We start from the raw sequence: 25290 nt of genomic DNA on the forward strand, positions 1-25290 counted from the left end.
AAGCATGGATTCATTGACGCTTGCAAAAACCGCAGCGGGCATTTTGGATGCGAAAAAAGCCGATCAGATCAATGTGATCCGCATTTCGGACGTTTCCTCGCTCGGTGATTATTTCGTTCTGGCGAACGGCACCGGCAGCACGCATGTGCATGCTCTGGCGGACGAACTGGAGTTTAAGCTGAAAGAGCTCGGCATTGCGCCGGACCGCGTGGAGGGCTATCGCTCCGATTCCTGGGTCGTGCTCGATTACGAAACGGTGGTCGTACACATCTTCACCTCGGAAGCGCGCAGTTTTTATGATTTGGATCGCCTGTGGCTCGACGGCGAAAAGCTCAACATGACGTTTGAACCGAATTGATTTTGTTATTTTATATAGCGCAGAGAGGTAAGTGTAATCAATATGAACAAGTACAACCCCAGTGAAATTGAACCGAAGTGGCAAAAGAAGTGGGAAGAAGCCGGTGTTTTCCATGCTTCCAATACTTCGGATAAGCCGAAATATTATGCTCTGATCGAGTTCCCGTACCCGTCCGGTCAGGGTCTGCATGTCGGCCACCCGCGTCCGTACACCGCGCTTGACGTTGTTTCCAGAAAGCGCCGCATGGAGGGCTACAATGTGCTCTATCCGATTGGTTGGGACGCATTCGGCCTACCGGCAGAGAATTATGCCATCAAGAACCACGTGCACCCGGAAGAGATCACAAAGAAGAATATTGCGCGCTTTAAGCAGCAGATTCAGTCTCTCGGCATCTCCTTCGACTGGAGCCGTGAGATCAGTACCATTGATCCGAAATACTACAAGTGGACGCAGTGGATTTTCCTCCAGCTCTTTAAGAACGGTTTGGCCTACAAAAAAGAGATGTCCGTCAACTGGTGCACCTCCTGCAAATGCGTTCTGGCAAACGAAGAGGTTGTCAACGGCGTCTGTGAGCGCTGCGGCAGTGAAGTTATTCACAAGGTCAAATCCCAGTGGATGCTGAAGATCACCGCTTACGCACAACGCCTCATCGACGACCTTGATCTTGTCGATTACCCGGACCGCGTTAAGACCCAGCAGAAAAACTGGATTGGCCGTTCCGAGGGCGCCGAGGTCGATTTCAACACGACCGCAGGCGATAAGCTGACTGTTTACACGACCCGCCCGGATACACTTTACGGCGCAACGTACATGGTTGTTTCCCCGGAGCATCCGTTCATTGAAAAGTGGGCGGATAAGCTGCAGAATCTGGATGCCGTCCGCGCGTATCAGGCAGAGGCCGCGAAAAAGTCCGACTTTGAGCGCACCGAGGTCGCGAAAGATAAGACCGGCGTGCGTTTGGAGGGTGTTGAGGCCATCAATCCGCTGACCGGTACCACCATTCCGATCTTCATTTCCGACTACGTTCTCGTTTCCTACGGTACCGGCGCCATCATGGCTGTTCCGGCACACGATACCCGTGACTGGGAGTTCGCAAAGAAGTTTGACCTGCCAATCATCGAAGTCGTTAAGGGCGGCGATGTGCAGAAAGAAGCGTTCACGGACTGCGACACCGGCATCATGGTCAACTCCGGCATTCTGGACGGCATGACCGTCGAAGAAGCGAAGGTCCGCATCAAAGATTACCTTGAGGAGACCGGCATCGGCCACCGTAAGGTCAACTATAAGCTCCGTGACTGGGTATTCGCACGCCAGCGCTACTGGGGCGAGCCGATTCCGATTGTACACTGCGAGAAGTGCGGCTATGTGCCGATCGATGAAAGCGAACTGCCGCTCGTTCTGCCGCAGGTTGATTCCTACGAGCCGACCGATAACGGCGAATCTCCGCTCTCCAAGATGACCGATTGGGTCAACACCACGTGCCCGAAGTGCGGCGGCAAGGCCATGCGCGAAACGGACACCATGCCGCAGTGGGCAGGCTCTTCCTGGTACTTCCTGCGCTATATGGATCCGCACAACGATGAATCTTTTGCATCCAAGGAAGCGCTCAACTACTGGCATCAGGTAGACTGGTATAACGGCGGCATGGAGCACACCACGCTGCACCTGCTGTACAGCCGTTTCTGGCATAAGTTCCTCTACGATATTGGCCAGGTCCCGACCGCAGAACCGTATGCAAAGCGCACGAGCCACGGCATGATCCTCGGTGAAAACGGCGAGAAGATGAGTAAGTCCCGCGGCAACGTTGTCAACCCGGACGACGTTGTAAACGAGTTCGGCGCAGATACGCTCCGTCTCTACGAAATGTTCATCGGCGACTTTGAGAAGGCCGCACCGTGGAGCAACGCCGGTATCAAGGGCTGCCGCCGCTTCATTGAGCGTTATTGGAACCTGCAGTCCATTCTCGTCGACGGCGAAGCGATCCGCCCGGAGATGGAAAATTCTTTCCACAAAGCCATCAAGAAGGTCTCTTATGACATTGAGAACCTCAAGTTCAACACCGCCATTGCATCTTTGATGGCGCTCATGAACGTTATTGCGGAAAAGGGCTCCATCAATAAAGCAGAGCTCTCCGTCTTCACGATGCTCCTCAACCCGTTTGCACCGCATGTAACAGAAGAGGTTTGGAGCGAAATGAAGCTCGGCGAGGGCATGGTCACGGAGCAGCCTTGGCCGAAGTACGACGAATCAAAGTGCAAAGATGACGTCATTGAAATCGTTGTGCAGGTCAACGGCAAAGTTCGCGCAAGACTGTGCGTTGCAGCCGATATCCAGAAGGATGACGCGATTGCACTTGCAAAGGCGGAAGATCGCATTGCAGCGGAGATCAACGGCAAGAACGTCGTGAAAGAGATCTACGTTCCGGGCAAGCTCGTCAATATCGTTGTAAAGGGATGATTCTTTACAGAGCGCTGTGTGTAAATCCGCAGCGCTCTTTTTACATTTGTGTGAAGTTAAATAGCTTTGCAAAGGCTTTTTGCTTCACGGAATCGGAGGCAAGTACATGAAACATGCACTCGTTTTGTTTTCTTCGCCGCATAAAGACGGACACACAAAGAAGCTGCTTGAAGCTTTTCTCTACGGATTGAAAAGGGAAGACTGGCAAGTAAAATCACTTGACATTTGCAAAGTGAATATTCATCCGTGTATCGCCTGCGGATATTGCCAAAAAGCAGACGGCTGCGCGTTTCGCGACCTCGATGAATTTGATCGTGACCTACGCGCGTGTGATCTGCTTCTCATCGCCACGCCGGTCTACAACCTCTCGTTTCCGGCGCAGCTCAAGGCGGTCATCGACCGTTTTCAGCGGTATTTTGAAGCTAGATTTGCCCGCGGTATCCGCCCGGCGATTGCGACACACCGCGATGCCGTTTTGCTGCTCACCATGGGGCGGTATGATCCGTTTGCGGTGGAGGTATGCGAGAAAACACTGCGGCAAAGCTTTTCCGTTATGAACACAACGCTCAAAAAAACGGTGGTTTTGCCGGACACAGACCGTGCAGATTGCGAAAACTCTGCGATTTTCGCGAAGGCACAGGAAATTGCTATTGAAATCGCGCGCGAGCTGTGATATAATAACTTGAATTTGTGTGAATAAAGGCAGGTTTTCATCAATGTCAGGACATTCCAAGTGGAATAATATTAAGAGAAAGAAAGAAAAGACCGACGGTGCAAGAGCGAAGATCTTCACAAAGATCGGCCGTGAGCTTGCCGTTGCCGTTAAAGAAGGCGGCAGCGCAGACCCGGCAGCAAACTCCAAGCTGAAGGACGTCATTGCGAAGGCTAAGGCGAACAATGTGCCGAACGACAACATTGAGCGCATCATTAAGAAAGCTGCAGGCGAGGGCAACTCCAACGCATATGAAAGCATCACCTACGAAGGCTACGGCCCCGCAGGCGTTGCCGTCATCGTGGAATGCCTCACCGATAACCGCAACCGTACCGCGGGCGATGTCCGTCATTACTTTGATAAGTTCGGCGGCAACCTCGGCACCACCGGTTGCGTGTCCTTCATGTTCAACGAAAAGGGCGTTATCGTGCTGGAGCGTGAGGGCCTTGACGAAGATACCGTCATGAGCGATGCACTGGAGGCCGGTGCTTCCGATTTTCAGGCAGACGAAGACGTATTCGAGATCTACACGGAGCCGTCCGATTTCAGTGGCGTTCGCGATGATCTGGAAGCTAAGGGCTATTCCTTTGTTTCCGCAGAAGTGGAAATGGTCCCGGATACCTACACGGATCTCACTGATCCCGATCAGATTCTCAAGATGCAGAAGCTGATTGATGCACTCGAGGATAACGACGATGTCCAGCAAGTCTGGCACAACTGGAACGAGCCCGAGGAAGAAGACGAAGATTGATGCTGAAAACCTCTCCGGGCTTATCGGGGAGGTTTTTTACAGCCTGTTTTTACTTGCGCCACGTATAAAACGCAACACACGGCGCACATAAGAAAGGAAGGCATAGATAAGATGAATGAGTTAAGACACCTCGTAGACCCGCTGGATCTTTCCTTTGAGGAGACCCTGCGCCTGCTGGACCTTGCGGACAGCATTGCAAACGACCGCACCGCATTCGCCCACAAGTGTGAAGGTAAGATCCTTGCCACGCTCTTTTACGAGCCGAGTACCCGCACGCGTCTGAGTTTTGAATCGGCCATGATGCGCCTTGGCGGCAAGGTATTGGGCTTTGCAAGTGCACAGAACAGCTCTGCTTCCAAGGGTGAAAGCGTTGCCGATACGGTACGCATGGTATCCTGCTATTCGGATATCATCGCCATGCGCCACAACAAAGAGGGTGCGCCGCGCGTAGCAGCGCAGTACGCCCGTGTGCCGGTCATCAACGCCGGTGACGGCGGCCACCAGCACCCGACGCAGACGCTCAGCGACCTGCTCACCATCCGCCGCGAAAAGGGCAGACTGAATAACCTGACGATCGGTCTGTGCGGCGACTTGAAATTTGGCCGCACCGTGCACTCGCTCATCAAGTCGCTTGTGCGCTGGGAGGGCATCCGCTTCGTGTTCATCTCCCCGGAAGAGCTGCATGTGCCGAGCTATATCATCGATGAAGTCGTAAAGCCCTCCGGCTGCGAATATAAAGAAGTCCGTACCATGGACGAGGTTCTGCCGGAACTTGACGTACTCTACATGACCCGCGTACAGCGCGAGCGCTTCTTCAACGAAGAAGATTACATCCGCTTAAAAGACAGCTTCATCCTCGATGCGGAGAAGATGAAGCTTGCGCCGAAGGATCTCATTGTGCTGCATCCGCTGCCGCGTATCAACGAGATCGCGGTCGAAGTGGACGATGACCCGCGCGCAAAGTACTTTGTGCAGGCACAAAACGGCGTATATGTCCGCATGGCGCTCATTTTAATGCTTCTGAACATCGAACCAGGACTTTTTGAGGAGGAAACCGTATGCTGAACATCGACAGTATCCAAAACGGCATTGTGATCGACCATATTCAGGCAGGAAAGGGTATGCGCATCTACGAGCTTTTGGAGCTTGATAAGCTCGATTGCTGCGTGGCACTTATCAAAAATGCCCGCAGCAGCAAGATGGGCAGAAAAGATATCATCAAGATTGAAGGCGACCTCGCTATCAACTTCGATGTGCTCGGCTTTATCGATAACAACATCACCGTATGCACCATTAAAAACGGTGAGCTTGTGAAGAAAGAGAACATCGTACTGCCACGTCGCATCAAAAATGTTGTAAAGTGCAAGAACCCGCGCTGCATCACAAGCACGGAGGAAAACCTCGACCAGATCTTCGTGCTGTGCGATGAAAAAGCGCACCGCTATCGTTGCCTGTACTGTGAACAAGCGTATAAGAGCCATGAGTAAGGCACAGCGTAACGGTGCAGGCCGTCGCGATCCGGAGAAACTGAAGCGCCAAAAGCGCCGTGACTGCCTGCTTCTGGCGTTCCTGACCTTTTTGAATTTTCTCCTCGCTTTGATCGTGCGCATCGCAGACCGCAAGAGCGTCATCAAAGCGGTAAAACAGGACGACAAGCTTGCGTTGCTGCTTGAAGAAAAAACCACAAAATCCCTTTGAAATACCTTGACTTTAGGGTCAGTGTATGTTAATATGATAGAGCCGCTTACTGTGGGCTGAAAAGTGACGAAAGTCCGCCTACGAGTAGCGAGATTACAGAAAAGGCAGGCAGAAAAAATGTTTGCAGTTATTGAAACCGGCGGTAAGCAGTACAAGGTACAGTACGGCGACGTGATCTACGTTGAGAAGCTCGCTGCCAATGAAGACGAGACAGTTACGTTCCCGGTCGTTGCAATTTGCGGCGAAGACGGAACAAAAATCGGCACCCCGTATGTTGAGGGCGCTTCCGTTACAGGCAAGGTCCTGAAGAACGGCAAGGCTAAGAAGGTTACGATCCTCACTTACAAGCCGAAGAAGGGCGAAAAGCGCAAGATGGGCCACAGACAGCCCTACACGAAGATTCAGATTGAGTCCGTTCAGGGCTAATTTGATCGTATGATTCGTGCGGATTTTTTCGCAAATGCAGACGGAGCGCTTCTCGGTTTTTCCGTGCTTGGCCATTCCGGTTTGGCGCAGGAGGGAGAAGACATTCTCTGTGCTGCGGTTTCTTCTGCGGCGTATATGACGGCGAACACCGTGTTGGAGATTTTACACATCACACCGATTTCTCTCCGAGCAGAGGACGGCGAGATGCTGTTTAGGGTTTCCGATACCGATGCACGGACATGCCGTAGCCTGTTTGAGGGATTTAAGCTGCATCTTCTCGGTTTAGAGGAGCAGTACCCCGAAAACTTACAGGTACGCTACGCAGAAGTCTGACAATAAAACGAAAGGAAGGCAACAAAATGCTTAAGATCAATATCCAGTTGTTTGCTCATAAAAAAGGTATGGGCTCCACGAAGAACGGCCGTGATTCCGAATCCAAAAGACTCGGTGTCAAGCGTGCAGATGGTCAGCACGTCCTCGCAGGCAACATTCTTGTTAAGCAGCGCGGCACGCACATCCATCCGGGCGAGAACGTAGGCAGAGGCTCTGATGACTCTCTGTTCGCGCTCATTGACGGTCAGGTTCGTTTCGAGCGTATGGGCCGTGACCGCAAGAAGGTCAGCGTTTACTCGATCGAGCAGTAATTTTGACCCTTGGGGGGAATACCGGTTTCGTATCCCCGAATATACGATGAAACGGGCTTCTTCGGGTAAAGCGGAGAAGCCCATTTTATTTTGTACAGAGCCGTCCGCGGCGCTGAAAGGATGATGAATTATGTTTATCGATATAGCTAAGATCAAGGTAAAAGCCGGTGACGGCGGCGACGGCGCCGTGGCTTTTCACCGTGAAAAATACGTGGCTTCCGGCGGCCCGGACGGCGGCGACGGCGGTCGCGGCGGCGACATCGTGTTCCGCGTGGACGATAACCTCTCCACGCTGGCGGATTTCCGCTACAAGCGCAAGTACACCGCAGAGCGTGGCGAAAACGGTCGCGGCAAGCGCTGCTTCGGCAAAAGCGCACAGCCGCTCGTCATTACCGTGCCGCGCGGCACACTGATCCGCAATGCGGAAACCGGCCGCATCATGGCGGACATGTCCACAGACGAAGACGTCGTTATCGCGAAGGGCGGCCGCGGTGGCTGGGGCAACACGCATTTTGCGTCGCCTACGCGCCAAACTCCGCGCTTTGCAAAGCCCGGCACACCCGGTGAAGCATTCGAGCTTCAGCTTGAACTCAAGCTGCTCGCTGATGTGGGCCTTGTAGGCTTCCCAAACGTAGGTAAATCTACGCTTGTTTCCGTTGTAAGTGAAGCAAAGCCAAACATTGCAAACTACCACTTTACGACCATCACCCCGGTGCTCGGCGTGGTGCATATGCCGAACGCGCCATCGTTTGTCATGGCAGATATTCCCGGCCTTATCGAGGGCGCATGGCAGGGTGTAGGCCTCGGTCATCAGTTTCTGCGCCATGTAGAGCGTTGCCGCATGCTCATTCACATTGTCGATGTTTCCGGCAGCGAGGGCAGAGACCCGAAGGAGGACTTCCGCATCATCAACGAAGAACTGCGCAAATTCAACCCCGACCTTGCGAACCGTCCCATGCTGGTCGCCGGCAACAAATGCGACCTGACGACCGACGAGCAGGTAGAGGATTTCCGCAAATTTGTCGAGGAGCAAGGCTATGAATTCTTTCCAATCATGGCGGCAATCCGCTATGATGTTGACCCGCTTTTGAATAAGACCGCAGAAATGCTTTCCACGCTGCCGCCGGTCGCGCATTTCGAGCCGGAACCGGAGCCGGTAAAGCCTGTCGAAGAATTCAGCAGCAAGGCAAAGGTCGATATCCGCGTGGAGGACAACGTGTATTTTGTCGAGGCCGATTGGCTCTTAAAGCTCATCTCCGCCGTCGATTTCGATGATTACGAGTCGCTCCAGTACTTCCAGCGTGTGCTCATTCACACCGGCGTTATCGATGCGCTGCGTGAGGCGGGCATCCAGGAAGGCGACACGGTCAGCATGTATGACCTTGAATTTGATTTTGTAAACTAAGAGGGTGGCTATTTGGAAAAGTTCTATCAAACGGAATCGGATCCGAAGCAGTTAAGCCCCTTAACGCTCGCTTATGTGGGTGACGGCGTGTACGAGCTTTTCGTGCGCGAATATATCGTCTCCAAAGGCAACTGCCCTGTGAAAAAGCTGCACAGCCGCGCCGTTTCGTTCGTGCGTTGCGAGTTTCAGGCGAAGGTGCTTAGTGAAGTGCTGATGCCGCTTTTCACGGAAGAGGAAAAAGAAGTCTGCCTGCGCGGACGCAATGCGCACGTTTCGCACGTGCCGAAAAACTCAAGCGTTGCGGATTACCACGCAGCCACAGCATTTGAATGCGTTTTCGGTTATCTTTACCTTAAAGGCGAGCTGGAGCGCCTGCGTCTTTTCTTCGATAAGATCCTTGAATTCGCAGAAACGGAGGAAACCGCACATGCGTAAAAATAAAGTTGCAAAAAACGTGAAGGAATTCCTGCTTGACCTGATTTTCATGACGGCGGGTTCCGTTATTTACGCGGTCGGCCTGAACGGCTTTACCGCGCCGAACAACATCGCGCCGGGCGGCGTGAGCGGTATCGCCATCGTGCTGAATTATCTGTTCGGCACGCCCGTCGGCACCGTAATTTTGCTTATTAACGTGCCGATCATCATTTGGGCGATCATTGAGATCGGCTATAAGCTCGTCACCAAAACGATGTTGGCGGTCGTGTTAAACGCTGCCTGCATCGACATCGTGGCGCTGTTCATGCCGGTCTACCACGGTGACCCACTCATCATCATGCTCATCGGCGGCGTGTGTGAGGGCGTTGGTCTTTCACTCGTCTTTATGCGCGGTGCCACGACCGGCGGCACGGACATGATCGCGCGTCTGCTCAATCATCGCCTGCGCCATCTTTCCATGGGCAAGCTGATGCTTGCCGTAGACGGCTGCGTCGTGCTGTTTTCCGCCATCGTATATAAGAGCATTGAAAGCGCCGTGTACGCGTGCATCGTCATTTTTGTATCGACAAAAATCATCGATACAATTCTGTACGGCACAGATGCGGGCAACGGCAAAATGTTCTTCATTATGTCCCATAAAAACGATGTCATTGCCGACCGCATCATCAAGGAGATGGACCGCGGCCTGACGTTTCTCAAGTCCCGCAGCGGCTATTTGAAGCAGGACGGCGAGGTGCTCTTCTGCGCCGTGCGTCGCTTCGAGGTGTTCCGTATCAGCGAGATCATCCGCGAGGAAGACCCCGATGCGTTCGTCATCGTCGGCGATGCCGGTGAAATCGCCGGTGAGGGCTTCAAACCCGTGCGCTCCGACGACCGCACGCTCGGCGAGATTATCAAAGCTATTCGCAAGACGGGCGATAAGCCGGTCAGCGAGCCGAAAGAATAAATCCGCATAGAAAAAGCAGACAAGCGCATCGCCTGCCTGCTTTTTCCGGTTTTTTGTGTTACCGGCAGCTTTTTTCACTGCGGTTTTCCGTACGATTTTCCGTGCCGTTATTCACGCGGTCGGTTGTCTGACGATCGCTCTTATTGCGGCTTTGTTTCTGGCTTTTGTTTGTGTAATTCTTGTTTTCGGAATTTGCCATGTGATTCACCCCTTCCGAAAGCTATTATGCGCACGGTACGCGCGTTTATGTACCGAATTTATGAAATTAGGAAAGGTGGGGCGGCCATGGAATTGCCCGCAGCTTTTGAAAAACGAATGCAGGATATGCTTGGGGCAGAATATACGGCGTTTCGGGCGTCTTACAACGAACCGCACAAACGCGGCATTCGTTTGAACACTGTAAAATGCACAAAAGAGCAGCTTGAACGCGCACTGCCGTTTACACTGGTTCAAACGCCGTTTTCGCCGCTCTCGTTTTATGCGCCGACAGATACCAAAATGGCGGCGCTGCCGCTCTATCATGCAGGCGCGTTTTATTCGCAGGAGCCGTCCGCGTCTTCGGCCGTCACGCTTTTGGCGCCGGAGCCGGGGGATAAGGTGCTCGACCTCTGCGCCGCACCGGGCGGTAAATCCACGCAGATTGCCGCGCTGACCGGCGACACCGGGCTTTTGTGGTCAAACGAAGTTGTGCGCAATCGCGCCGCAATTTTATCCTCCAATTTGGAGCGCATGGGCGTGCGTAATACAGTCGTTTCCAGCGTATACCCGGAGATGCTTGCGGAAAAGCTCGGCGGGTATTTTGATAAAGTGCTCGTTGATGCGCCGTGCTCCGGCGAAGGCATGTTCCGCCGCGATCCCGTTGCCGTGCAGGAATGGAGTCCTGAGCACGTGGAGACCTGCGCTGTACGTCAGCTCGCAATTTTATCCTCCGCCGCACAGTGCGTGCGCGAAGGCGGCATTTTGGTGTACTCTACCTGCACATTCTCCACGGAAGAAAATGAGGGCGTTGTGCAGAAATTTCTCGAGAGCCACCCGGAATTCGTGCTCGAAAAGCCGAATGTCACATTCGGTCGCCCGGCCTATGGCGTAGACGCTGTGCGCATTTTCCCGATGGACGGAGGTGAGGGGCACTTTGCCGCGCGCTTCCGCCGCGTTGCGCCATGTGAAGAACGTTTTGCGCCGTTTAGCTTTAAGCCCGACCGAGAGACGCAGGCGCATGCCGAAGAATTGTACACATCTCTGTTTACCGATGTACCGGGCAGATTCCAGCGCGTGCGCGACCGTGTGATCTTATTGCCAAATGAGCTGCCGGACATTGCAGGACTTTCCGTTCTGCGCGCCGGTGTGGAATTCGGCGAGGCAAAAAAGAACCGCATCGAGCCCGCGCATGGCATTTTCATGGCAAGCCGTGCGGAAAACTGCCGCAGCGTGCTGCATCTCACATCGAACGATCCTGCTTTATTCGCGTTTTTGCGCGGCGAAGAAATCCCCGCAGAGGGGCTTTCCGGTTACACCGCCGTCGCCGCAGACGGTATTGTAACGGGCTTTGGCAAGGCATCGAACGGTGTTTTGAAGAATCGTTACCCAAAGGGGCTGCGCACACACCTGTAAAGGTGCATTCGTTTATACAAAAAGAACAGAAAGCTTCGCAAAGCCAAATGGTTATTTGTGAAGCTTTTTTTGCAATTTAAACCTCGGTAACTTGCAAAAAAGGCAAATACGTGCTAAAATGTGTATAAGCAAACAGGAAAGAAGTGTTTTTTGATGCAGAAAATCCAGATTGAGCGTACCACTGCGCCTAAAGCGAAGCCGGCAGACGAAAGCAAGCTCGGTTTCGGTAAAATCTTTACAGATCACATGTATGTGATGGAATATAACCCGGAGCAGGGTTGGCACGATCCGAAGATCATGCCGTATCAGCCGATCGTCCTTGATCCGTCCGCTATGGTTTTCCACTACGGTCAGGAAATGTTCGAGGGCATGAAGGCTTATAAATGCGCAGACGGTCGCATCCGTCTGTTCCGCCCGAACAAGAACATCGAGCGTGCAAACAACTCCAACAGAAGACTTTGCATCCCGGAGATCCCGGCCGATGATTTCCTCAATGCGATCAAGACGCTCGTCGCCGTTGACGCAGATTGGATTCCGAGCCGCCCCGGCACTTCTCTTTATATTCGTCCGTTCGTCATTGCAACGGATCCGTTCCTCGGCGTACGCCCGTCGAACACCTATAAATTCATCATCATTCTTTCCCCGGTCGGCGCTTACTACGAGAGCGGCCTCGACCCGGTAAAGATTTGGATCGAAGACGACTATGTACGTGCAGTCCGCGGCGGCATCGGCGAAGCAAAGACCGGCGGCAACTACGTTGCAAGCCTCGCGGCACAGGTAAAGGCACACGACGAAGGTTACTCTCAGGTTCTGTGGCTCGACGGTGTTGAGCGCAAGTACATCGAAGAAGTCGGTGCTATGAACATCTTCTTCAAAATCAACGGCACCGTTGTCACCCCGATGCTGAACGGCAGTATTTTGCCGGGCGTTACCCGTGCATCCTGCATCGATCTCTGCAAGCACTGGGGTCTCCCGGTCGAAGAGAGAAGAATCTCCGTTGACGAACTCGTTGAGGCGGCCCGTACCGGTGCACTTGAAGAGTGCTGGGGTAGCGGTACCGCAGCCGTTATCTCCCCGGTCGGCGCACTCCGTTACGAGAACGAAGTCATGCAGATCAAGGACGGCGGCATCGGCGAATTCAGCCAGAAGCTGTACGACACCGTCACCGGCATCCAGACCGGTAAGGTAGAAGATACCCTCGGTTGGACTGTGGAAGTCACACCGCTTGAGAAGTAATTCGAATATTTGAACATTCAAAAGGCCGAGCCCGCGTGGTTCGGTCTTTTTGTATAAAAGAAGAGCTCTGCGACCGGCAAAAGCCAAATGCAGAGCTCAGTTTATATCCGAATCAGTTTTTCTGTATAATCCATGTTCGCAGGGCGGCGATGCTCTGTGCACAGGCTGTAAAGATTATCCGCGCGCGCTTCCAACGCAAACACACGTCTGGCTTCCGGCGAAAGCTTCTTCACGTCCGCAGGGCGTGCGATGATTGGCAGCATCGGCTTCGCTTTGTGCAGGATCTCCGCGCCGCGGCTCGTCATACCTAAAATGCGCAGGTAGGGAGGCAAATTGGGCAGATCGTTCGTGATGCCCAAATACGCGCTTAAAACAATACGCCGAATACGCGCGTGACTGTACCGCTTGGTTTTCACCGCATCAAACAGCCCTGTGCACGTTTCCGCCGTTTCGGCAGCCGCCAAAATGCGGTTTTCAATGCCCTCTGAAACATCCGGCACGCGGCGCAGGTCTTTGGGTGACATGGCAGAGACAGCCGCCAGTACCGCACGGTCGAGATACGAAAGGGAAGTGGGGTACTGTTTTTTGTTTTGCAGCGCGCGAATACACACCGCCGTATTTTCCGGGACATACGAGGAAATCTCTTCACCCTCGATGCTCCTGCTGCGGATCAGGCTCGCCGATGCAAACGCGCCGTGCACTTGGTCGCTGTCGTGGCCAATCGCGATACGCTGCACAGTCTGCGGCACGATATTAGAATTCAACGATAAGATCGCCTTGCAATACTCTATACCCAAAATGCAATTTGGCTTTGTGAGCAGCTCTGCGGTTTCTGCGCCGAGCGCCTTTTTCACAGCCTCCGTACGCGCCGCCGCAAACGAAACGCCTTTTGCAACCTCCGGGCGAATATCCGAATTAAACACATCGGAGTGCAAGTATTCCGCGCAGTGCATGAGGGGAGCGGTATCGCCGGTTTCGCTGCCAAACGTCAGTGTATCTACGCAACCGAGCGCATTTAATAACGAAATGCCGCCGAGCGCAAATTTTTCTGCGCCTGCTACAGCCCACGGCAAGGGCAGCTCCAGCACGAGTGCCGCGCCGTTTTGAAGTGCCAGCCGTGTGCGAGACCACTTATCGAGCACAGCCGCCTCGCCGCGCTGCACAAAATTTCCGCTCATCACACAGACAATGTCGCTGCCGAACTCCTCCGAAATGCGGGAGAGCAGTGCCGCGTGGCCGTTATGCAGCGGATTAAACTCGCAAACAACGCCCGAAATCTTGTTTTTTCCAATCATTTTATAGGAAACTCCTTGAAATTTACATGATTTTGTATTATCATAAGTATAAAGCAATGAAGATCAATTTACAAGCCGCGTTTCCTTATTTATAATTTTGGAAGTGTCGTGCTTATTTTTTGTGCGTTTGCACAGATGATCCAATTCAAATTTAACCATGATTCAGGGGGAAGACGAAATGAAAATTCTGGTCATCAACGCCGGCAGCTCCTCACTTAAGTATCAGCTGATCGATATGGACAACGAGCAAATGCTTGCAAAGGGCAACTGCGAGAAGATTGGCCTTGAAATGGGCATTTTCGGCCACAAGACGGCAGACGGCAGAGAGAAGAAGATCGAAATCCGCATGGCGAACCACACCGAAGCGTTCGAGCAGGTCAAGAACGCACTTCTCGACAGCGAAGTCGGCGTCATTAAGGATCTGAGCGAAGTCGCTGCTATCGGCCACCGTATCGTTCAGGGCGGCGCGCTCTTCAGCGAGTCCGTTCTCGTTGACGAAAAGGTCATCGAGGGCATCGAAAGCCTCATCCCGCTTGCACCGCTGCACAACAGCGCACATGTACAGGGCATTCGCGCCTGCATGAACGTTTTCGGCAAGGAAGTCCCGGAAGTTGTCGTGTTCGATACGGCTTTCCATTCCACCATGCCGCAGAAGGCTTACATGTTCGCTGTGCCGTATGAGTACTATGAGAAGTACAAGATCCGCCGCTATGGCTTCCACGGCACCTCCCACCGCTATGTCAGCCACCGCGTTGCAGAGCTCATGGGCAAGGACATCAAGGATCTGAAGCTTATCACCTGCCACATCGGCAACGGTTCCTCCATCACCGCCATCAAGAACGGCAAGGTCATCGACACCAGCATGGGTCTCACCCCGCTTGACGGCTTCATGATGGGTACCCGTACCGGCACGCTTGATCCGTCTGTTGTCACGTTCATCGCAGAGAAAGAGAACCTCACTCCGGCACAGCTTTCCGACCTCTTCAACAAGAAGTCTGGCCTGCTCGGTATCTCCGGCATCTCCAGCGATGACCGCGACATCTGCAAGGCAGAGGACGAGGGTGACGAGCGTGCACACCTCGCACATGAGATGCTCGTTTATCAGATTCAGAAGTTCATCGGCAGCTATGTCGCTGCGCTGAACGGCGTAGACGCAATCGTCTTCACCGCAGGTCTTGGCGAGAACCAGGATACCCTGCGCGAGCGCATCTGCACCAACATGGAATACCTCGGCATCAAGTTCGATCACGAAGCCAACAAGGGCGTTCGCGGCAAGGAGAAGAAGATCTCCGCGCCGGACAGCAAGGTCGCTGTTTACATCGTCCCGACCAACGAAGAACTTGTCATTGCACGCGATACGAAAGCCATCGTTGAAAAGCTGTAATTTCACCTGAAATTCGATACCGGATCCGTTTTTGCGGGTCCGGTATTTTTCATATTTAAATTTTAAGTGAAAATCGCGGGTTTATTTTCTGTTTTTGGCTTTTGAACCGCAAAAATGGTTGCAAATTTGTAACTATTGTGTTATGATTGTAACTGTATAAAACGATCTGTACCATATTCTGCCGCAACAGGACAGAAACCGGCTTTTGCTTCTACAGGTCGATGCCTTGATAAGGATAGGTGAAAACACATGCAATATAGAAAAAGAATGCTCCAAAAGAAGGGCACGGCTCTGTTGCTTTCCGCGCTGCTATTGGCTTCTGCGCTGCCGCTTGCGGCTTATGCGGAAGAAGTTTCCGCAAAAACGACCGAATACGTGAACTTCCGCTCCGGCCCCGGTACGAATTACAGCTCGCAGGGGATCATCGCTTCCGGCACGACCATCACGGTAACGGATACGAGCAATTCCGAGTGGTACGCCGTGCGTCTCTCGAACGGCTCTACAGGTTATATCTACGCCGAGTATATTTCCATGTCTACCGGCGGCAGCACAAGCAACGGGGAAGAACGCAGTGCCAAAACGACGGAATATGTGAATTTTCGTTCCGGACCGGGCACAAATTACAACTCTAAAGGCGTCATTGCATTAGGCACCACCGTTACGGTCACCGACACGAGCAATGCCCAGTGGTACGCCGTGCGTCTTTCTAACGGCTCTACAGGCTATATTTTTGCCGAATACATCAGCTTCACGGGCAGCAATACGCCGTCTGCTACGGCGGCACCTACACAGGCGCCATCCAACGGTTCCGAGCAGACCGCAAAAACGACCGAATACGTAAATTTCCGTTCCGGCCCCGGTACGAATTACAGTTCTAAAGGCGTCATTGCATTGGGCACCACCGTCACGGTCACCGACACGAGCAATTCCGAGTGGTACGCCGTGCGCCTCTCGAACGGCTCTACGGGCTACATTTTTGCACAGTATTTGAAGCTGAACAGTTCTTCCTCCGCAACGGCAACGCCCGCACCGACACAGGCACCGAGCGGTTCCGAGCAAAGCGCGAAAACGACGGAATACGTAAACTTCCGTTCCGGTCCCGGCACGAATTACAGTTCTAAAGGCGTCATTGCATTGGGCACCACCGTTACGGTCACCGACACGAGCAATTCCGAGTGGTACGCCGTGCGCCTCTCGAACGGCTCTACGGGCTACATTTTTGCACAGTATTTGAAGCTGAACAGTTCTTCCTCCGCAACGGCAACGCCCGCACCGACACAGGCACCGAGCGGTTCCGAACAAAGCGCGAAAACGACGGAATACGTAAACTTCCGTTCCGGCCCCGGCACGAATTACAGCTCTAAAGGCGTTATCGCTTCCGGCACAACCGTCACGGTCACAGATAGGAGCAACTCTCAGTGGTATGCCGTGCGCCTTGCAAACGGCTCCACGGGCTACATCTTTGCACAGTATTTGAAGGTCACCGGCACGTCGTCCGCAACGCCTACACCTACGCAGGCACCGTCCAATGATGGCACTGTGCAGGCTAAGCTCACCGCAGACGTAAACCTGCGCCGCGGTGCAGGTACGAATTACGGCGTCATCAAGGTCATCGGCACCGGCACCACCGTTACGGTCACGGACGCGTCGAACAGCCAGTGGTACAAGGTAAAGCTTTCGGACGGCACAGAGGGCTATCTGTTCTCCGAATATCTGAAAGTTACTTCCGGCAATATTGATTCTGCCAAGCCTTCCGCAACGCCCACGCCGACCCCGGCGCCGAGCAACGGAACCGTACAGGCCAAGACCACATCCGATTTAAATGTGCGCAAAGGCCCCGGCACAAGCTATGGCATCATCAAGGTTATCGATATGAACGTTAACGTTACCGTTACGGAAGCCACAAACAGCAGCTGGTACAAAGTGAAGCTTTCCGACGGTACAGAGGGCTACCTTGCTGCGCAGTACTTGAAGATTACCTCCGGCGATATCAACTCCGTAAAGCCCGGTAACAGTGGAGATGATAACACCAATAACGGCAACAACTCCAATGCACCCGCAACAGACGAATACGTCCGCGTTACGGTCGGCCTCAACCTGCGTTCCGAGCCGAACACGAGCTGTAAAGTACTCACCGTTTTGAGCACCGGCACCGTGCTGAACGTGCTTGACCGCAAAACGAGCGGCTGGGTGCATGTGCGTACGACCGGCGGCGCAGAGGGCTATGTCTCGGCAGAATATGTCACAGCATATGACCCGTCTTCGTCCAGTGCATCGATCTCTGTTTCTTCCGTCGATCTCGCACAGTATAAGACCATCTACATTCAGGCTTCTTCTTCCGGCTCTGTCACGTGGGAGAGCAGTGATGCTTCCGTTGCAACGGCAAAAGCCGGTGTTTCCGGTCAGCTCTTCATTTACGGCGCTGCGCCGGGCACGGCCAAGATCACCGCAAAGAGCGCAAATGGCACTGCACTTGCCACCGTTTCCGTCACGGTCTCCGCGCCGGAAGCTGTCCGCTTTGCGTACACAACACCGAATATTATCACAGCCGGTTCATCCTTCAATTTGAAGGCGGTTACGGATACGCAGAAATCCGCCGTGCGCTTTGAGATTGATGGCGTCGGCACCTACGATACCACGTCCTACGATTCCGAAAGTCAGGGCGACAACAACGTCCGTATTTTCTCTGCTTCGGCTACAATCAGTACACCTGGCACCTACACGGTGCGTGCGTATTCGTCTTCCGGCGGCGGTTATTCCTCCGATTACAGAGAGTTCACCATCCTCGTCGTCTCTACAACGGATTCCGATACGACAACAGGCGAGAGCCGCCGCGTAAGTGACAGTATGCTCGACAACATCGCCTCTTATGAAGGCTATGTCCCACAGGTTTCGCCGGACACGCTTGCCGGCAATATCCCGACCGTCGGCTACGGTTACGTTGTTTCCAAGAACACCACATTCTACAATAACCTGACCCGCTCGGAAGCAAAGGCCATGCTGGCCGATACCGTCAACCGCGGCTCTTACACCACAGAGATCAACCGTTTCATCTCGAGCAACGGCCTTTTGATGAGCCAGTGCCAGTTTGATGCGCTTGCAAGCTTCTCTTACAATGTCGGCGCAGGCTACTGGAACGGCTCCGGCAACTGCTACGTGCGTACAGTCATCATGAACACCGTTGTTCCGCCGCAGGATCTGTCTTCTTCCAATCCGTACGGCGGTAAGGTAACGGCTTCCACACTACCCATGTATCAGGACCACAGCGCTTCTTCCACGCAGATTACTACGCTTAAGATCAGCACAAGTGTGAACATCCTCGATTATTACCGCGACTCAAGCACGAAGCAGAGCTGGTACAAGGTCTCTGCAAGCGGCAAGAGCGGTTGGGTGCGCGCAGGCGATGTTGCTTTCAACAGCACCTCTGGTCTCACGCATGACCTGAACTATGTGGACGCCTACACATTCGGCAGCAATCTGCTGGATTGGCATGTGGCAGGCGGCAACTGCTACATCGGCCTGTATTATAGACGCCTTGCAGAAGCTAAGGTATTCTCCTACGGCAACTACGCCGAGGCATCGCCCTCTAACGGCAACTATAAGAAGAATACATACGGTTACAAAGTCCCGAGCTGTCTGTAAAGCTAAACTACTTTTCATAGTCCTAAAATTAAGCTGTGCATTCTAATGGAGTGCACAGCTTTTCTTTATATGCTCGGCAATGTGTAAAGTTTTGTCACTTTACGTGTTATTTATAAAACGGCAAGCCGACTGCTTTCACACAGTCGGCTTGCTTTTATATTATGCGATCGACCGATCAGCAGCCACAGCCGCCGCAGCCGTTGTTGCAGCCACCACAGTTGTTGCAGCCGCAATCGTTACCGCAGCCACAGCCGCCGCAGCACAAGAGGATCAGTATGATAATGATGATCCAAGAGCAACCTCCGCCAAAACCGTTACACATGATTGAACGCCTCCTTTCGTTTACAGTACAGAATATGAAAGTGGGGGAAATGTGTGATGGTCAAAACAAAACTTCAAAAACTTTTTAAGTTTAGGCGTTTCAGTTAGTATTATTGAGAAATAATTTTAAATAGAGAGATAATTTAATGTAATTCCTGAAAATCGACTAAAATCGCGCTTGACAATACATCCGTTTTGCTTATAATTAAAGTCAAAGAAAGTCAAAGACAAAGAAAGGACAAGAGGCGATCAGAAATGCGAATCAGCGACAGCGTTGCGAATTACATCTTACAAATGCTCAATGATGAAAACGGCATCGCGGAGATCCAGCGTAATGAGCTTGCAAACACGCTGGGCTGCGTACCGAGCCAAATCAACTACGTCATCACGTCCCGTTTCACACCGGAGCAGGGATATATCGTAGAGAGCAGGCGAGGCGGCGGCGGTTACATTCGCATCATTCGCCGGAGCATGACAAAATCCGATTTAATCATGCACATTGTCAATTCCATCGGGCCTAAGCTGGACGCAGCTTCTATGCGCGCCATGCTGCGGAATCTTGTGGAAACGGGCGTTGCGTCCGAATCCGACGCTCACCTGATGATGGCAGGGCTTTCGGATTCGGCACTTGCACCGGCGCCAAAAGAAATTCGAGATCAACTGCGGGCATCGATCTTCAAAAACATGTTGCTCGTACTAAATGCATAAAAAGCCATTTTGAAAGGACGGGATGACTTATGATGTGTCAGAACTGCGGAAAGAATCCGGCAACGACCCACATTAAAACCATCGTCAACGGCAAGTTGGCGGAATATGACCTTTGCTCGGAATGTGCAAGGGCAAAAGGCTACAAGAGCTTTTTTAACTTTGATGATATGGACTTTGATTTCAACAATCTGCTCGGCAGCTTCATCGGTGCGCCGACCGGGCGCAGTAATGCGGTGCGCTGCCCGAAATGCGGTGCTTCCTTTGAGGAGATTGCAGAAAGCGGCAAGATCGGCTGCGCAGAGTGTTACAATGTGTTCCGTGACCGCCTGATGCCGACTATCCACCGCATCCACGGTGCAGCAAAGCACAAGGGCAAAGTACCCGGAAGCAATGCGCTGCGCATTGTGGAACCGGCAGGTAAGATTGCCGTTGTGGAAGAACCCACGCCGATTGAAAAGAAACGTGCGGAACTGAAAGAAGCAATCGAAAAGCAGGACTTCGAGCATGCAGCTGAGCTGCGTGACGAAATCAAAGAAATGGAGAAAGGAGATGGGAAACATGCTTAACGAAGAAAAGAAATGGTATGAAAAAGCAGGTAAAGAAAGTGACGTTGTCATCAGCACGCGTGTGCGTCTGGCGAGAAACCTTGCAGATATGCCGTTCCCAAACCGCATGACGCCTGACCAGAAAGCAGCCGTAGAGCGCCGCGTACGCGATGCGATCCTCAGCGGCAACAGCGCCATCGCATCGGATTTTGACTTCGTGCAGATGGACGACCTCAGCAACGAGCAGGCGGTGTCACTTGTGGAACGCCACATCGTCAGCCCGGAGTTCATCGCAAACGCAAAGGGACGCGGATTCCTCATCTCAAAGGACGAGCGCATCTCCATTATGGTGAACGAAGAAGACCACGTGCGTATTCAAGTGCTGCATGAGGGCCTTGCGCTCAGCGAAGCTGCCGAAATGGCAGACCGCATCGATACGCTTTTAAACGAATCGTTGCGTTTTGCGTTTGATTCCGAGCTCGGCTACCTCACCCAATGCCCGACGAACCTCGGCACCGGCATGCGGGCTTCCGTAATGCTGCATCTGCCGGCGCTCACCGAAAACGGCGCAATGTCCAGAATCTCCACAAATCTTTCGAAGCTCGGCCTTGTGATCCGCGGTACATACGGAGAAGGCAGCAATGTCATCGGCGCCATGTATCAGCTTTCAAACCAGATTACACTGGGTCTCAGCGAAAAAGAGGCTGTGGAAAATTTGCAGAACATTACGATGCAGCTCATTTCCGAAGAGCGCAAAACGCGTGCTTCGCTCAGCAAGAACATCAATGTGCAGGACAAAGTAGGCCGCTCCGCCGGCGTGCTGAAAAACGCACGGTTGCTTTCCTGCGATGAATATATGAAGCTTATCTCCAATGTACGTTTCGGCATTGCAGAAAAGCTTTTAAGCGGTATAACGCTTGAAGATATTCACACACTGACCGTAGCGGTACAGCCGGCCACCATGGCAGCCGCACACGGCAGCAATCTTTCGGCGGGGCAAAGAGACATTCTCCGCGCAGACGAGGTGCGCAAAGCCCTCAAAGCGCTTCAATAACAGAAAATCAGTAAAGAGAACTGCGATACGGCAGTGATCGAAAGGACGGGAATTTATATGTATAGATTCACAGGTTTTACAGAGAAAGCAAACAATGCCATGAACCGCGCCATCGAAAAGGCGGAGGAACTTGGCCACAATTACATCGGCAGTGAGCACGTGCTCTACGGCTTGATTGCAGAGGGCAGCGGCGTTGCGTTCAACGTGCTGAATAAGCTCGGCATCACGGCAGACGATTACGAACGCCTGATGCAGGAGAAGATTGGCACTTCTTCGCCGACGAACCTCACCACCGCATATTTCACCCCGCGCACAAAGCGCATTTTGCAGATGGCAAAGCTCGCGGCCTCCAAGCTCGGCAGTAACTACGTCGGCACGGAGCACCTGCTCATCGCCATCATTGAAGACGGTGAAAGCTTTGCGGTGCGTTTCCTGCAAATGCTCGGCGTTGACCCGCAGAGCGTTGCAAATGCGTTGTCCTCGGCGCTTTCCGACGGTTATACCGTCGATAAAGCTTCCGGCAATGCGTACCCGAAGGACGAAAACGGCGAAAAGGAAGGCGGCAGTGCACTTGAAAAGTTTGGCCGCGACCTGACAAAGCTCGCAGCCGAAGGCAAGATTGACCCGGTCATCGGCCGTCATAACGAGATTGAACGTGTCATTCAGATCTTGTCTCGTCGTACGAAGAATAATCCGGTGCTCATCGGTGAACCGGGCGTCGGCAAGACCGCCGTTGCGGAAGGCTTGGCGCTGAAGATTCATGAAGGCGAGGTGCCGGAGCTGCTGAAAGGCAAGCGTCTGGTGGCGCTTGATCTTACCGGTATGGTCGCAGGCTCTAAGTACCGTGGCGATTTTGAAGAACGTATCAAGTCCGCCATCGACGAAGTGAAGAAGGACGGCAACGTCATTTTGTTCATCGATGAGCTGCACACCATCATTGGTGCAGGCTCCGCAGAGGGCTCTGCCGATGCCGCCAATATCTTAAAGCCGGCTCTGGCGCGCGGTGACTTCCAGGTCATCGGTGCGACGACCATCAACGAGTACAGAAAGTACATTGAAAAAGACGCCGCGTTGGAGCGTCGTTTCCAGCCGGTACATGTCGGTGAGCCGACCGAAGAAGAAGCGGTGCAAATCCTTGAAGGTCTGAAAGATCGCTACGAGGCGCACCATAAAGTACAGATTACCGATGAAGCCATTGAGAGCGCCGTTAAGCTCTCCTCGCGCTACATTGCAGACCGTTACCTGCCGGATAAGGCCATCGACCTCGTCGATGAAGCGGCGTCCCGTGTGCGTCTCAGAACATTCACTGCGCCGGAAGACCTGCAGGAGATGGAAAAGCGCATCAAGGAAGTCGAGATTGATAAGGCGGCTGCCGTCAACGAGCAGGACTTCGAGCGCGCGGCCGAGTTGCGTGACAAGCAGAAAGCCCTTACAGATGAGCTGGAGCAGAAAAAGAACGAGTGGGCTGCAAAGAATGAGCGCAGCAACAGCGTCGTGAAGGCAGAAGACATCGCCGAGATCGTCGCCATGTGGACCGGCATCCCGGTCGTACAGCTGACGCAGGAAGAAAGCGAGCGCCTGCTGCATCTTGAAGATACGCTGCACAAGCGTGTCATCGGTCAGGACGAAGCCGTCACGGCCATTGCAAAGGCCATCCGCCGCGGCAGAGTCGGCCTGAAAGATAAGAATCGCCCCATCGGCTCGTTCATTTTCCTCGGCCCGACCGGCGTGGGCAAGACCGAGCTGTGCAAGGCGCTTGCGGAAGCCATGTTCGGTGACGAAAAGGCCATGATCCGTCTCGATATGTCGGAGTACATGGAGAAGCACACGGTGTCTCGTCTCGTCGGTTCGCCTCCGGGATATGTAGGCTTTGATGAGGGCGGTCAGCTGACCGAGGCAGTGCGCCGCAAGCCGTATTCCGTTGTGCTGTTTGATGAGATCGAAAAGGCACACCCGGATGTCTTCAACATGCTGCTGCAAATTCTCGATGACGGCCGTCTGACGGATTCGCAGGGCAAGGTGGTCAGCTTCAAGAACACCATCATCATCATGACCTCCAACATCGGTGCGCGTCTCATTACAGAGAAGCAGCAAGAGCGTCTCGGCTTTGCCACCGCGGACAACAAGTCGACAGAAGAAGACAGCGCAGTCGCCGATTTCGAGCGCACAAAAGAGCTCGTCATGGGTGAGCTGAAGAAGGTGTTCCGTCCGGAATTCATCAACCGTGTCGATGACATTATTGTGTTCCGTAAGCTCCTGCACGACGACATTCAGAAAATCGCCGGCAAAATGCTCGAGGGTCTTAAGGGTCAGCTGCGCGACATGGACATCGCGGTCGAGTTCACCCCGGCTGCTGTGGAAGCTGTTGCAAACGCCGGTTTTGACCCGGTTTACGGTGCAAGACCGCTGCGCAGAGCGATCCGCAGCAAGATGGAAGACCCGATTTCCGAAGAGATGCTCGAGGGCAACATGAAAGCGGGCGGCTCGTATGTCTGCGACTTCAAAGACGGTAAGTACGTCATTGAAGACAAGGCAAAGAAGAGCGGCGACGAAAAGTCGAGCGAAAGCGAAGCAAAGTAATCACACCCGTTAAGGCAAATGTCCTTTAAAGGCACATAGAAAGGCGGTCTGCCGGGTAGAAAATTATCCGTGCAGACCGCCTTTTGCTGCCCTAAATCACGCAAACACCGTCTCAATGTGCTTTGCGCACTCGGGCGGAGAATACGTGAACTTATCAATATGGTCGCCCTGAAAGAAATATACAGGCGGCTCGGGTTTATAGGTGTAATCAAAGCATTCCACAAGCACGAGCTTCACCTTCATGCGGTTCGGCAGAATACTTTTGATGAACACGCTGGCCTGCTGTCCGGCATGGACGTTTTCTTTCAGCTCGGCAAGTCCTGCAAGGTTTGGGGTCAGCTCCACAAAAATGCCGTAGCTTTCCACGCTGCGCACGATACCTGCGACCGTTTCGCCGACACGAAAGCGCTCCGCGTTTTCCGTCCACGTGCCGAGCAGCTCGCGGTGGCTGAGCGTAATGCGGTTCTCGTCCTTCATGCGCACCACGGCGCGAATATCCATGCCGACCGTGAACCGCTCCTTCGGGTGGTCGATGCGCGAAACAGAAATGGCATCGATAGGCAGTAGGGAAACAATACCGCAGCCGATATCCGCAAACGCACCGAACGGCTCCAAATGCGTGATGCGCACCGGGATCACATCGCCGCAGGTAAGCCCCGCTATGTACTCTGCCATGCAGCGCTCCTGTGCTTTTCGACGCGACAACACCGCTGTGATCCTGCCGAACGCATCACGAATAAAATCCGTGATGATAAAGCACACAGGCTTATTCACACGTGAAATGATGGCGATGTCCCGCACGGTGCCCTCGCGTATGCCGAGCGCGCCTTCTTCGCGCGGGATAATGCCCCGCATACATTTGAGATCTACAATGAGGTTGTGCTCGTTGTCGCAGATGATACTGCGCGCCTCTAAGATCTTTCCGTCGCGCATTGCGTCGGAGAGGGCGGCAGGCGTCTGCATACTGGCTTTGTTTTCCGCTTTGTCGATCAAATGACCTTCCGGGTAAAATTTCATGTACTTCACTCCTTTTTAAGGCCGTGCCGCGCAAAAAACGCTTTCGGCTGCGCCTTAACTACGCC

The 25290-nt window shown here is 53.3% G+C and carries 25 protein-coding genes; 21 read left to right on the plus strand and 4 right to left on the minus strand.

Annotated features, from left to right (window positions below; all coding sequences use genetic code 11):
• Positions 1–4: 4 nt before the first annotated feature.
• The 13 genes from rsfS (at position 5) to ACLTX1_RS04710 (ending at position 9832) form a co-directional block, all read left to right on the plus strand.
• Positions 5–358: a ribosome silencing factor gene (gene rsfS / locus ACLTX1_RS04650; protein WP_176820695.1), complete on the plus strand. Its 354-nt coding sequence runs from the start codon at positions 5–7 to the stop codon at positions 356–358.
• A gap of 42 nt (positions 359–400) precedes the next feature.
• Positions 401–2815: a leucine--tRNA ligase gene (gene leuS / locus ACLTX1_RS04655; protein ID WP_308448401.1), complete on the plus strand. Its 2415-nt coding sequence runs from the start codon at positions 401–403 to the stop codon at positions 2813–2815.
• A 106-nt stretch (positions 2816–2921) separates the two neighbouring features.
• Complete coding sequence (locus ACLTX1_RS04660) at positions 2922–3488, plus strand: flavodoxin family protein (RefSeq protein ID WP_412330532.1); 567 nt, start codon at positions 2922–2924, stop codon at positions 3486–3488.
• A gap of 43 nt (positions 3489–3531) precedes the next feature.
• A complete protein-coding gene (locus tag ACLTX1_RS04665) occupies positions 3532–4278 on the plus strand; it encodes a YebC/PmpR family DNA-binding transcriptional regulator (protein ID WP_176820698.1) in 747 nt (248 codons plus the stop codon).
• 111 nt (positions 4279–4389) lie between these two features.
• The gene (gene pyrB, locus ACLTX1_RS04670; RefSeq protein WP_412330533.1) at positions 4390–5343 is read left to right on the plus strand and encodes an aspartate carbamoyltransferase; all 954 of its coding nucleotides are present in this window, start codon (positions 4390–4392) and stop codon (positions 5341–5343) included.
• Positions 5337–5765, plus strand: a complete 429-nt coding sequence (locus ACLTX1_RS04675) for an aspartate carbamoyltransferase regulatory subunit (RefSeq protein WP_308448399.1) — start codon at positions 5337–5339, stop codon at positions 5763–5765. Before pyrB ends, ACLTX1_RS04675 begins: the two co-directional genes overlap by 7 nt.
• Positions 5758–5976 (plus strand): hypothetical protein, encoded by a 219-nt coding sequence (locus ACLTX1_RS04680; protein WP_308448398.1) that lies wholly within the window; start codon positions 5758–5760, stop codon positions 5974–5976. The genes ACLTX1_RS04675 and ACLTX1_RS04680 overlap by 8 nt, the downstream gene beginning before the upstream one ends.
• Positions 5977–6093: 117 nt before the next feature.
• Positions 6094–6402, plus strand: a complete 309-nt coding sequence (gene rplU, locus ACLTX1_RS04685) for a 50S ribosomal protein L21 (protein WP_176820702.1) — start codon at positions 6094–6096, stop codon at positions 6400–6402.
• Between the two features lie 9 nt (positions 6403–6411).
• Positions 6412–6735, plus strand: a complete 324-nt coding sequence (locus ACLTX1_RS04690) for a ribosomal-processing cysteine protease Prp (RefSeq protein ID WP_308448397.1) — start codon at positions 6412–6414, stop codon at positions 6733–6735.
• A gap of 26 nt (positions 6736–6761) precedes the next feature.
• The gene (gene rpmA / locus ACLTX1_RS04695; protein WP_176820704.1) at positions 6762–7046 is read left to right on the plus strand and encodes a 50S ribosomal protein L27; all 285 of its coding nucleotides are present in this window, start codon (positions 6762–6764) and stop codon (positions 7044–7046) included.
• 130 nt (positions 7047–7176) lie between these two features.
• Positions 7177–8451, plus strand: coding sequence for a GTPase ObgE (obgE, locus tag ACLTX1_RS04700; protein WP_308448396.1), 1275 nt, complete (start codon positions 7177–7179; stop codon positions 8449–8451).
• A 12-nt stretch (positions 8452–8463) separates the two neighbouring features.
• Positions 8464–8886 carry a Mini-ribonuclease 3 gene (locus ACLTX1_RS04705; protein ID WP_308448395.1) on the plus strand — a complete coding sequence of 141 codons (423 nt, stop codon included), beginning with the start codon at positions 8464–8466 and terminating at the stop codon, positions 8884–8886.
• Complete coding sequence (locus tag ACLTX1_RS04710; protein WP_308448394.1) at positions 8879–9832, plus strand: YitT family protein; 954 nt, start codon at positions 8879–8881, stop codon at positions 9830–9832. Before ACLTX1_RS04705 ends, ACLTX1_RS04710 begins: the two co-directional genes overlap by 8 nt.
• Before the next feature lie 58 nt (positions 9833–9890).
• On the opposite strand, the gene ACLTX1_RS04715 is transcribed toward ACLTX1_RS04710, so the two are convergent.
• Positions 9891–10031: a hypothetical protein gene (locus ACLTX1_RS04715; RefSeq protein ID WP_308448393.1), complete on the minus strand. Its 141-nt coding sequence runs from the start codon at positions 10029–10031 to the stop codon at positions 9891–9893.
• Between the two features lie 86 nt (positions 10032–10117).
• Between ACLTX1_RS04715 and ACLTX1_RS04720 the strand changes: the two genes are divergently transcribed.
• Both ACLTX1_RS04720 and ACLTX1_RS04725 read left to right on the plus strand, forming a co-directional pair.
• A complete protein-coding gene (locus ACLTX1_RS04720; RefSeq protein ID WP_395506371.1) occupies positions 10118–11443 on the plus strand; it encodes an RsmB/NOP family class I SAM-dependent RNA methyltransferase in 1326 nt (441 codons plus the stop codon).
• Between the two features lie 153 nt (positions 11444–11596).
• Positions 11597–12679, plus strand: a complete 1083-nt coding sequence (locus tag ACLTX1_RS04725) for a branched-chain amino acid aminotransferase (protein WP_308448495.1) — start codon at positions 11597–11599, stop codon at positions 12677–12679.
• A gap of 101 nt (positions 12680–12780) precedes the next feature.
• Here the strand turns inward: ACLTX1_RS04725 and ACLTX1_RS04730 are convergent, their stop codons facing one another.
• Positions 12781–13974, minus strand: coding sequence for a nucleotidyltransferase family protein (locus ACLTX1_RS04730; RefSeq protein WP_308448391.1), 1194 nt, complete (start codon positions 13972–13974; stop codon positions 12781–12783).
• Positions 13975–14152: 178 nt separating this feature from the next.
• Between ACLTX1_RS04730 and ACLTX1_RS04735 the strand changes: the two genes are divergently transcribed.
• Together ACLTX1_RS04735 and ACLTX1_RS04740 are read left to right on the plus strand one after the other, a co-directional pair.
• Positions 14153–15358 (plus strand): acetate kinase, encoded by a 1206-nt coding sequence (locus ACLTX1_RS04735; RefSeq protein WP_308448390.1) that lies wholly within the window; start codon positions 14153–14155, stop codon positions 15356–15358.
• Between the two features lie 249 nt (positions 15359–15607).
• Positions 15608–19000: an SH3 domain-containing protein gene (locus tag ACLTX1_RS04740; RefSeq protein WP_308448389.1), complete on the plus strand. Its 3393-nt coding sequence runs from the start codon at positions 15608–15610 to the stop codon at positions 18998–19000.
• 175 nt (positions 19001–19175) lie between these two features.
• Here the strand turns inward: ACLTX1_RS04740 and ACLTX1_RS04745 are convergent, their stop codons facing one another.
• Positions 19176–19322 carry a hypothetical protein gene (locus ACLTX1_RS04745; RefSeq protein ID WP_308448388.1) on the minus strand — a complete coding sequence of 49 codons (147 nt, stop codon included), beginning with the start codon at positions 19320–19322 and terminating at the stop codon, positions 19176–19178.
• 254 nt (positions 19323–19576) lie between these two features.
• Here ACLTX1_RS04745 and ACLTX1_RS04750 point away from each other — a divergent pair, with 254 nt between their 5' ends.
• Genes ACLTX1_RS04750 through ACLTX1_RS04765 form a run of 4 tightly spaced genes read left to right on the plus strand, consistent with a single transcriptional unit; the run spans position 19577 to position 24208 of the window.
• Positions 19577–20029 (plus strand): CtsR family transcriptional regulator, encoded by a 453-nt coding sequence (locus ACLTX1_RS04750; protein ID WP_412330534.1) that lies wholly within the window; start codon positions 19577–19579, stop codon positions 20027–20029.
• A 29-nt stretch (positions 20030–20058) separates the two neighbouring features.
• Positions 20059–20595, plus strand: coding sequence for a UvrB/UvrC motif-containing protein (locus ACLTX1_RS04755; RefSeq protein WP_412330535.1), 537 nt, complete (start codon positions 20059–20061; stop codon positions 20593–20595).
• Positions 20588–21628 (plus strand): protein arginine kinase, encoded by a 1041-nt coding sequence (locus tag ACLTX1_RS04760; protein ID WP_176819978.1) that lies wholly within the window; start codon positions 20588–20590, stop codon positions 21626–21628. The genes ACLTX1_RS04755 and ACLTX1_RS04760 overlap by 8 nt, the downstream gene beginning before the upstream one ends.
• 57 nt (positions 21629–21685) lie before the next feature.
• The gene (locus ACLTX1_RS04765; RefSeq protein ID WP_176819977.1) at positions 21686–24208 is read left to right on the plus strand and encodes an ATP-dependent Clp protease ATP-binding subunit; all 2523 of its coding nucleotides are present in this window, start codon (positions 21686–21688) and stop codon (positions 24206–24208) included.
• Between the two features lie 96 nt (positions 24209–24304).
• Here the strand turns inward: ACLTX1_RS04765 and ACLTX1_RS04770 are convergent, their stop codons facing one another.
• Positions 24305–25225, minus strand: coding sequence for a S1 RNA-binding domain-containing protein (locus ACLTX1_RS04770; protein WP_308448385.1), 921 nt, complete (start codon positions 25223–25225; stop codon positions 24305–24307).
• Positions 25226–25290: the final 65 nt, after the last annotated feature.

Origin of the sequence: Hominenteromicrobium sp., assembly GCF_046974225.1 — a bacterium.
Lineage (GTDB): Bacteria > Bacillota > Clostridia > Oscillospirales > Acutalibacteraceae > Hominenteromicrobium > Hominenteromicrobium mulieris.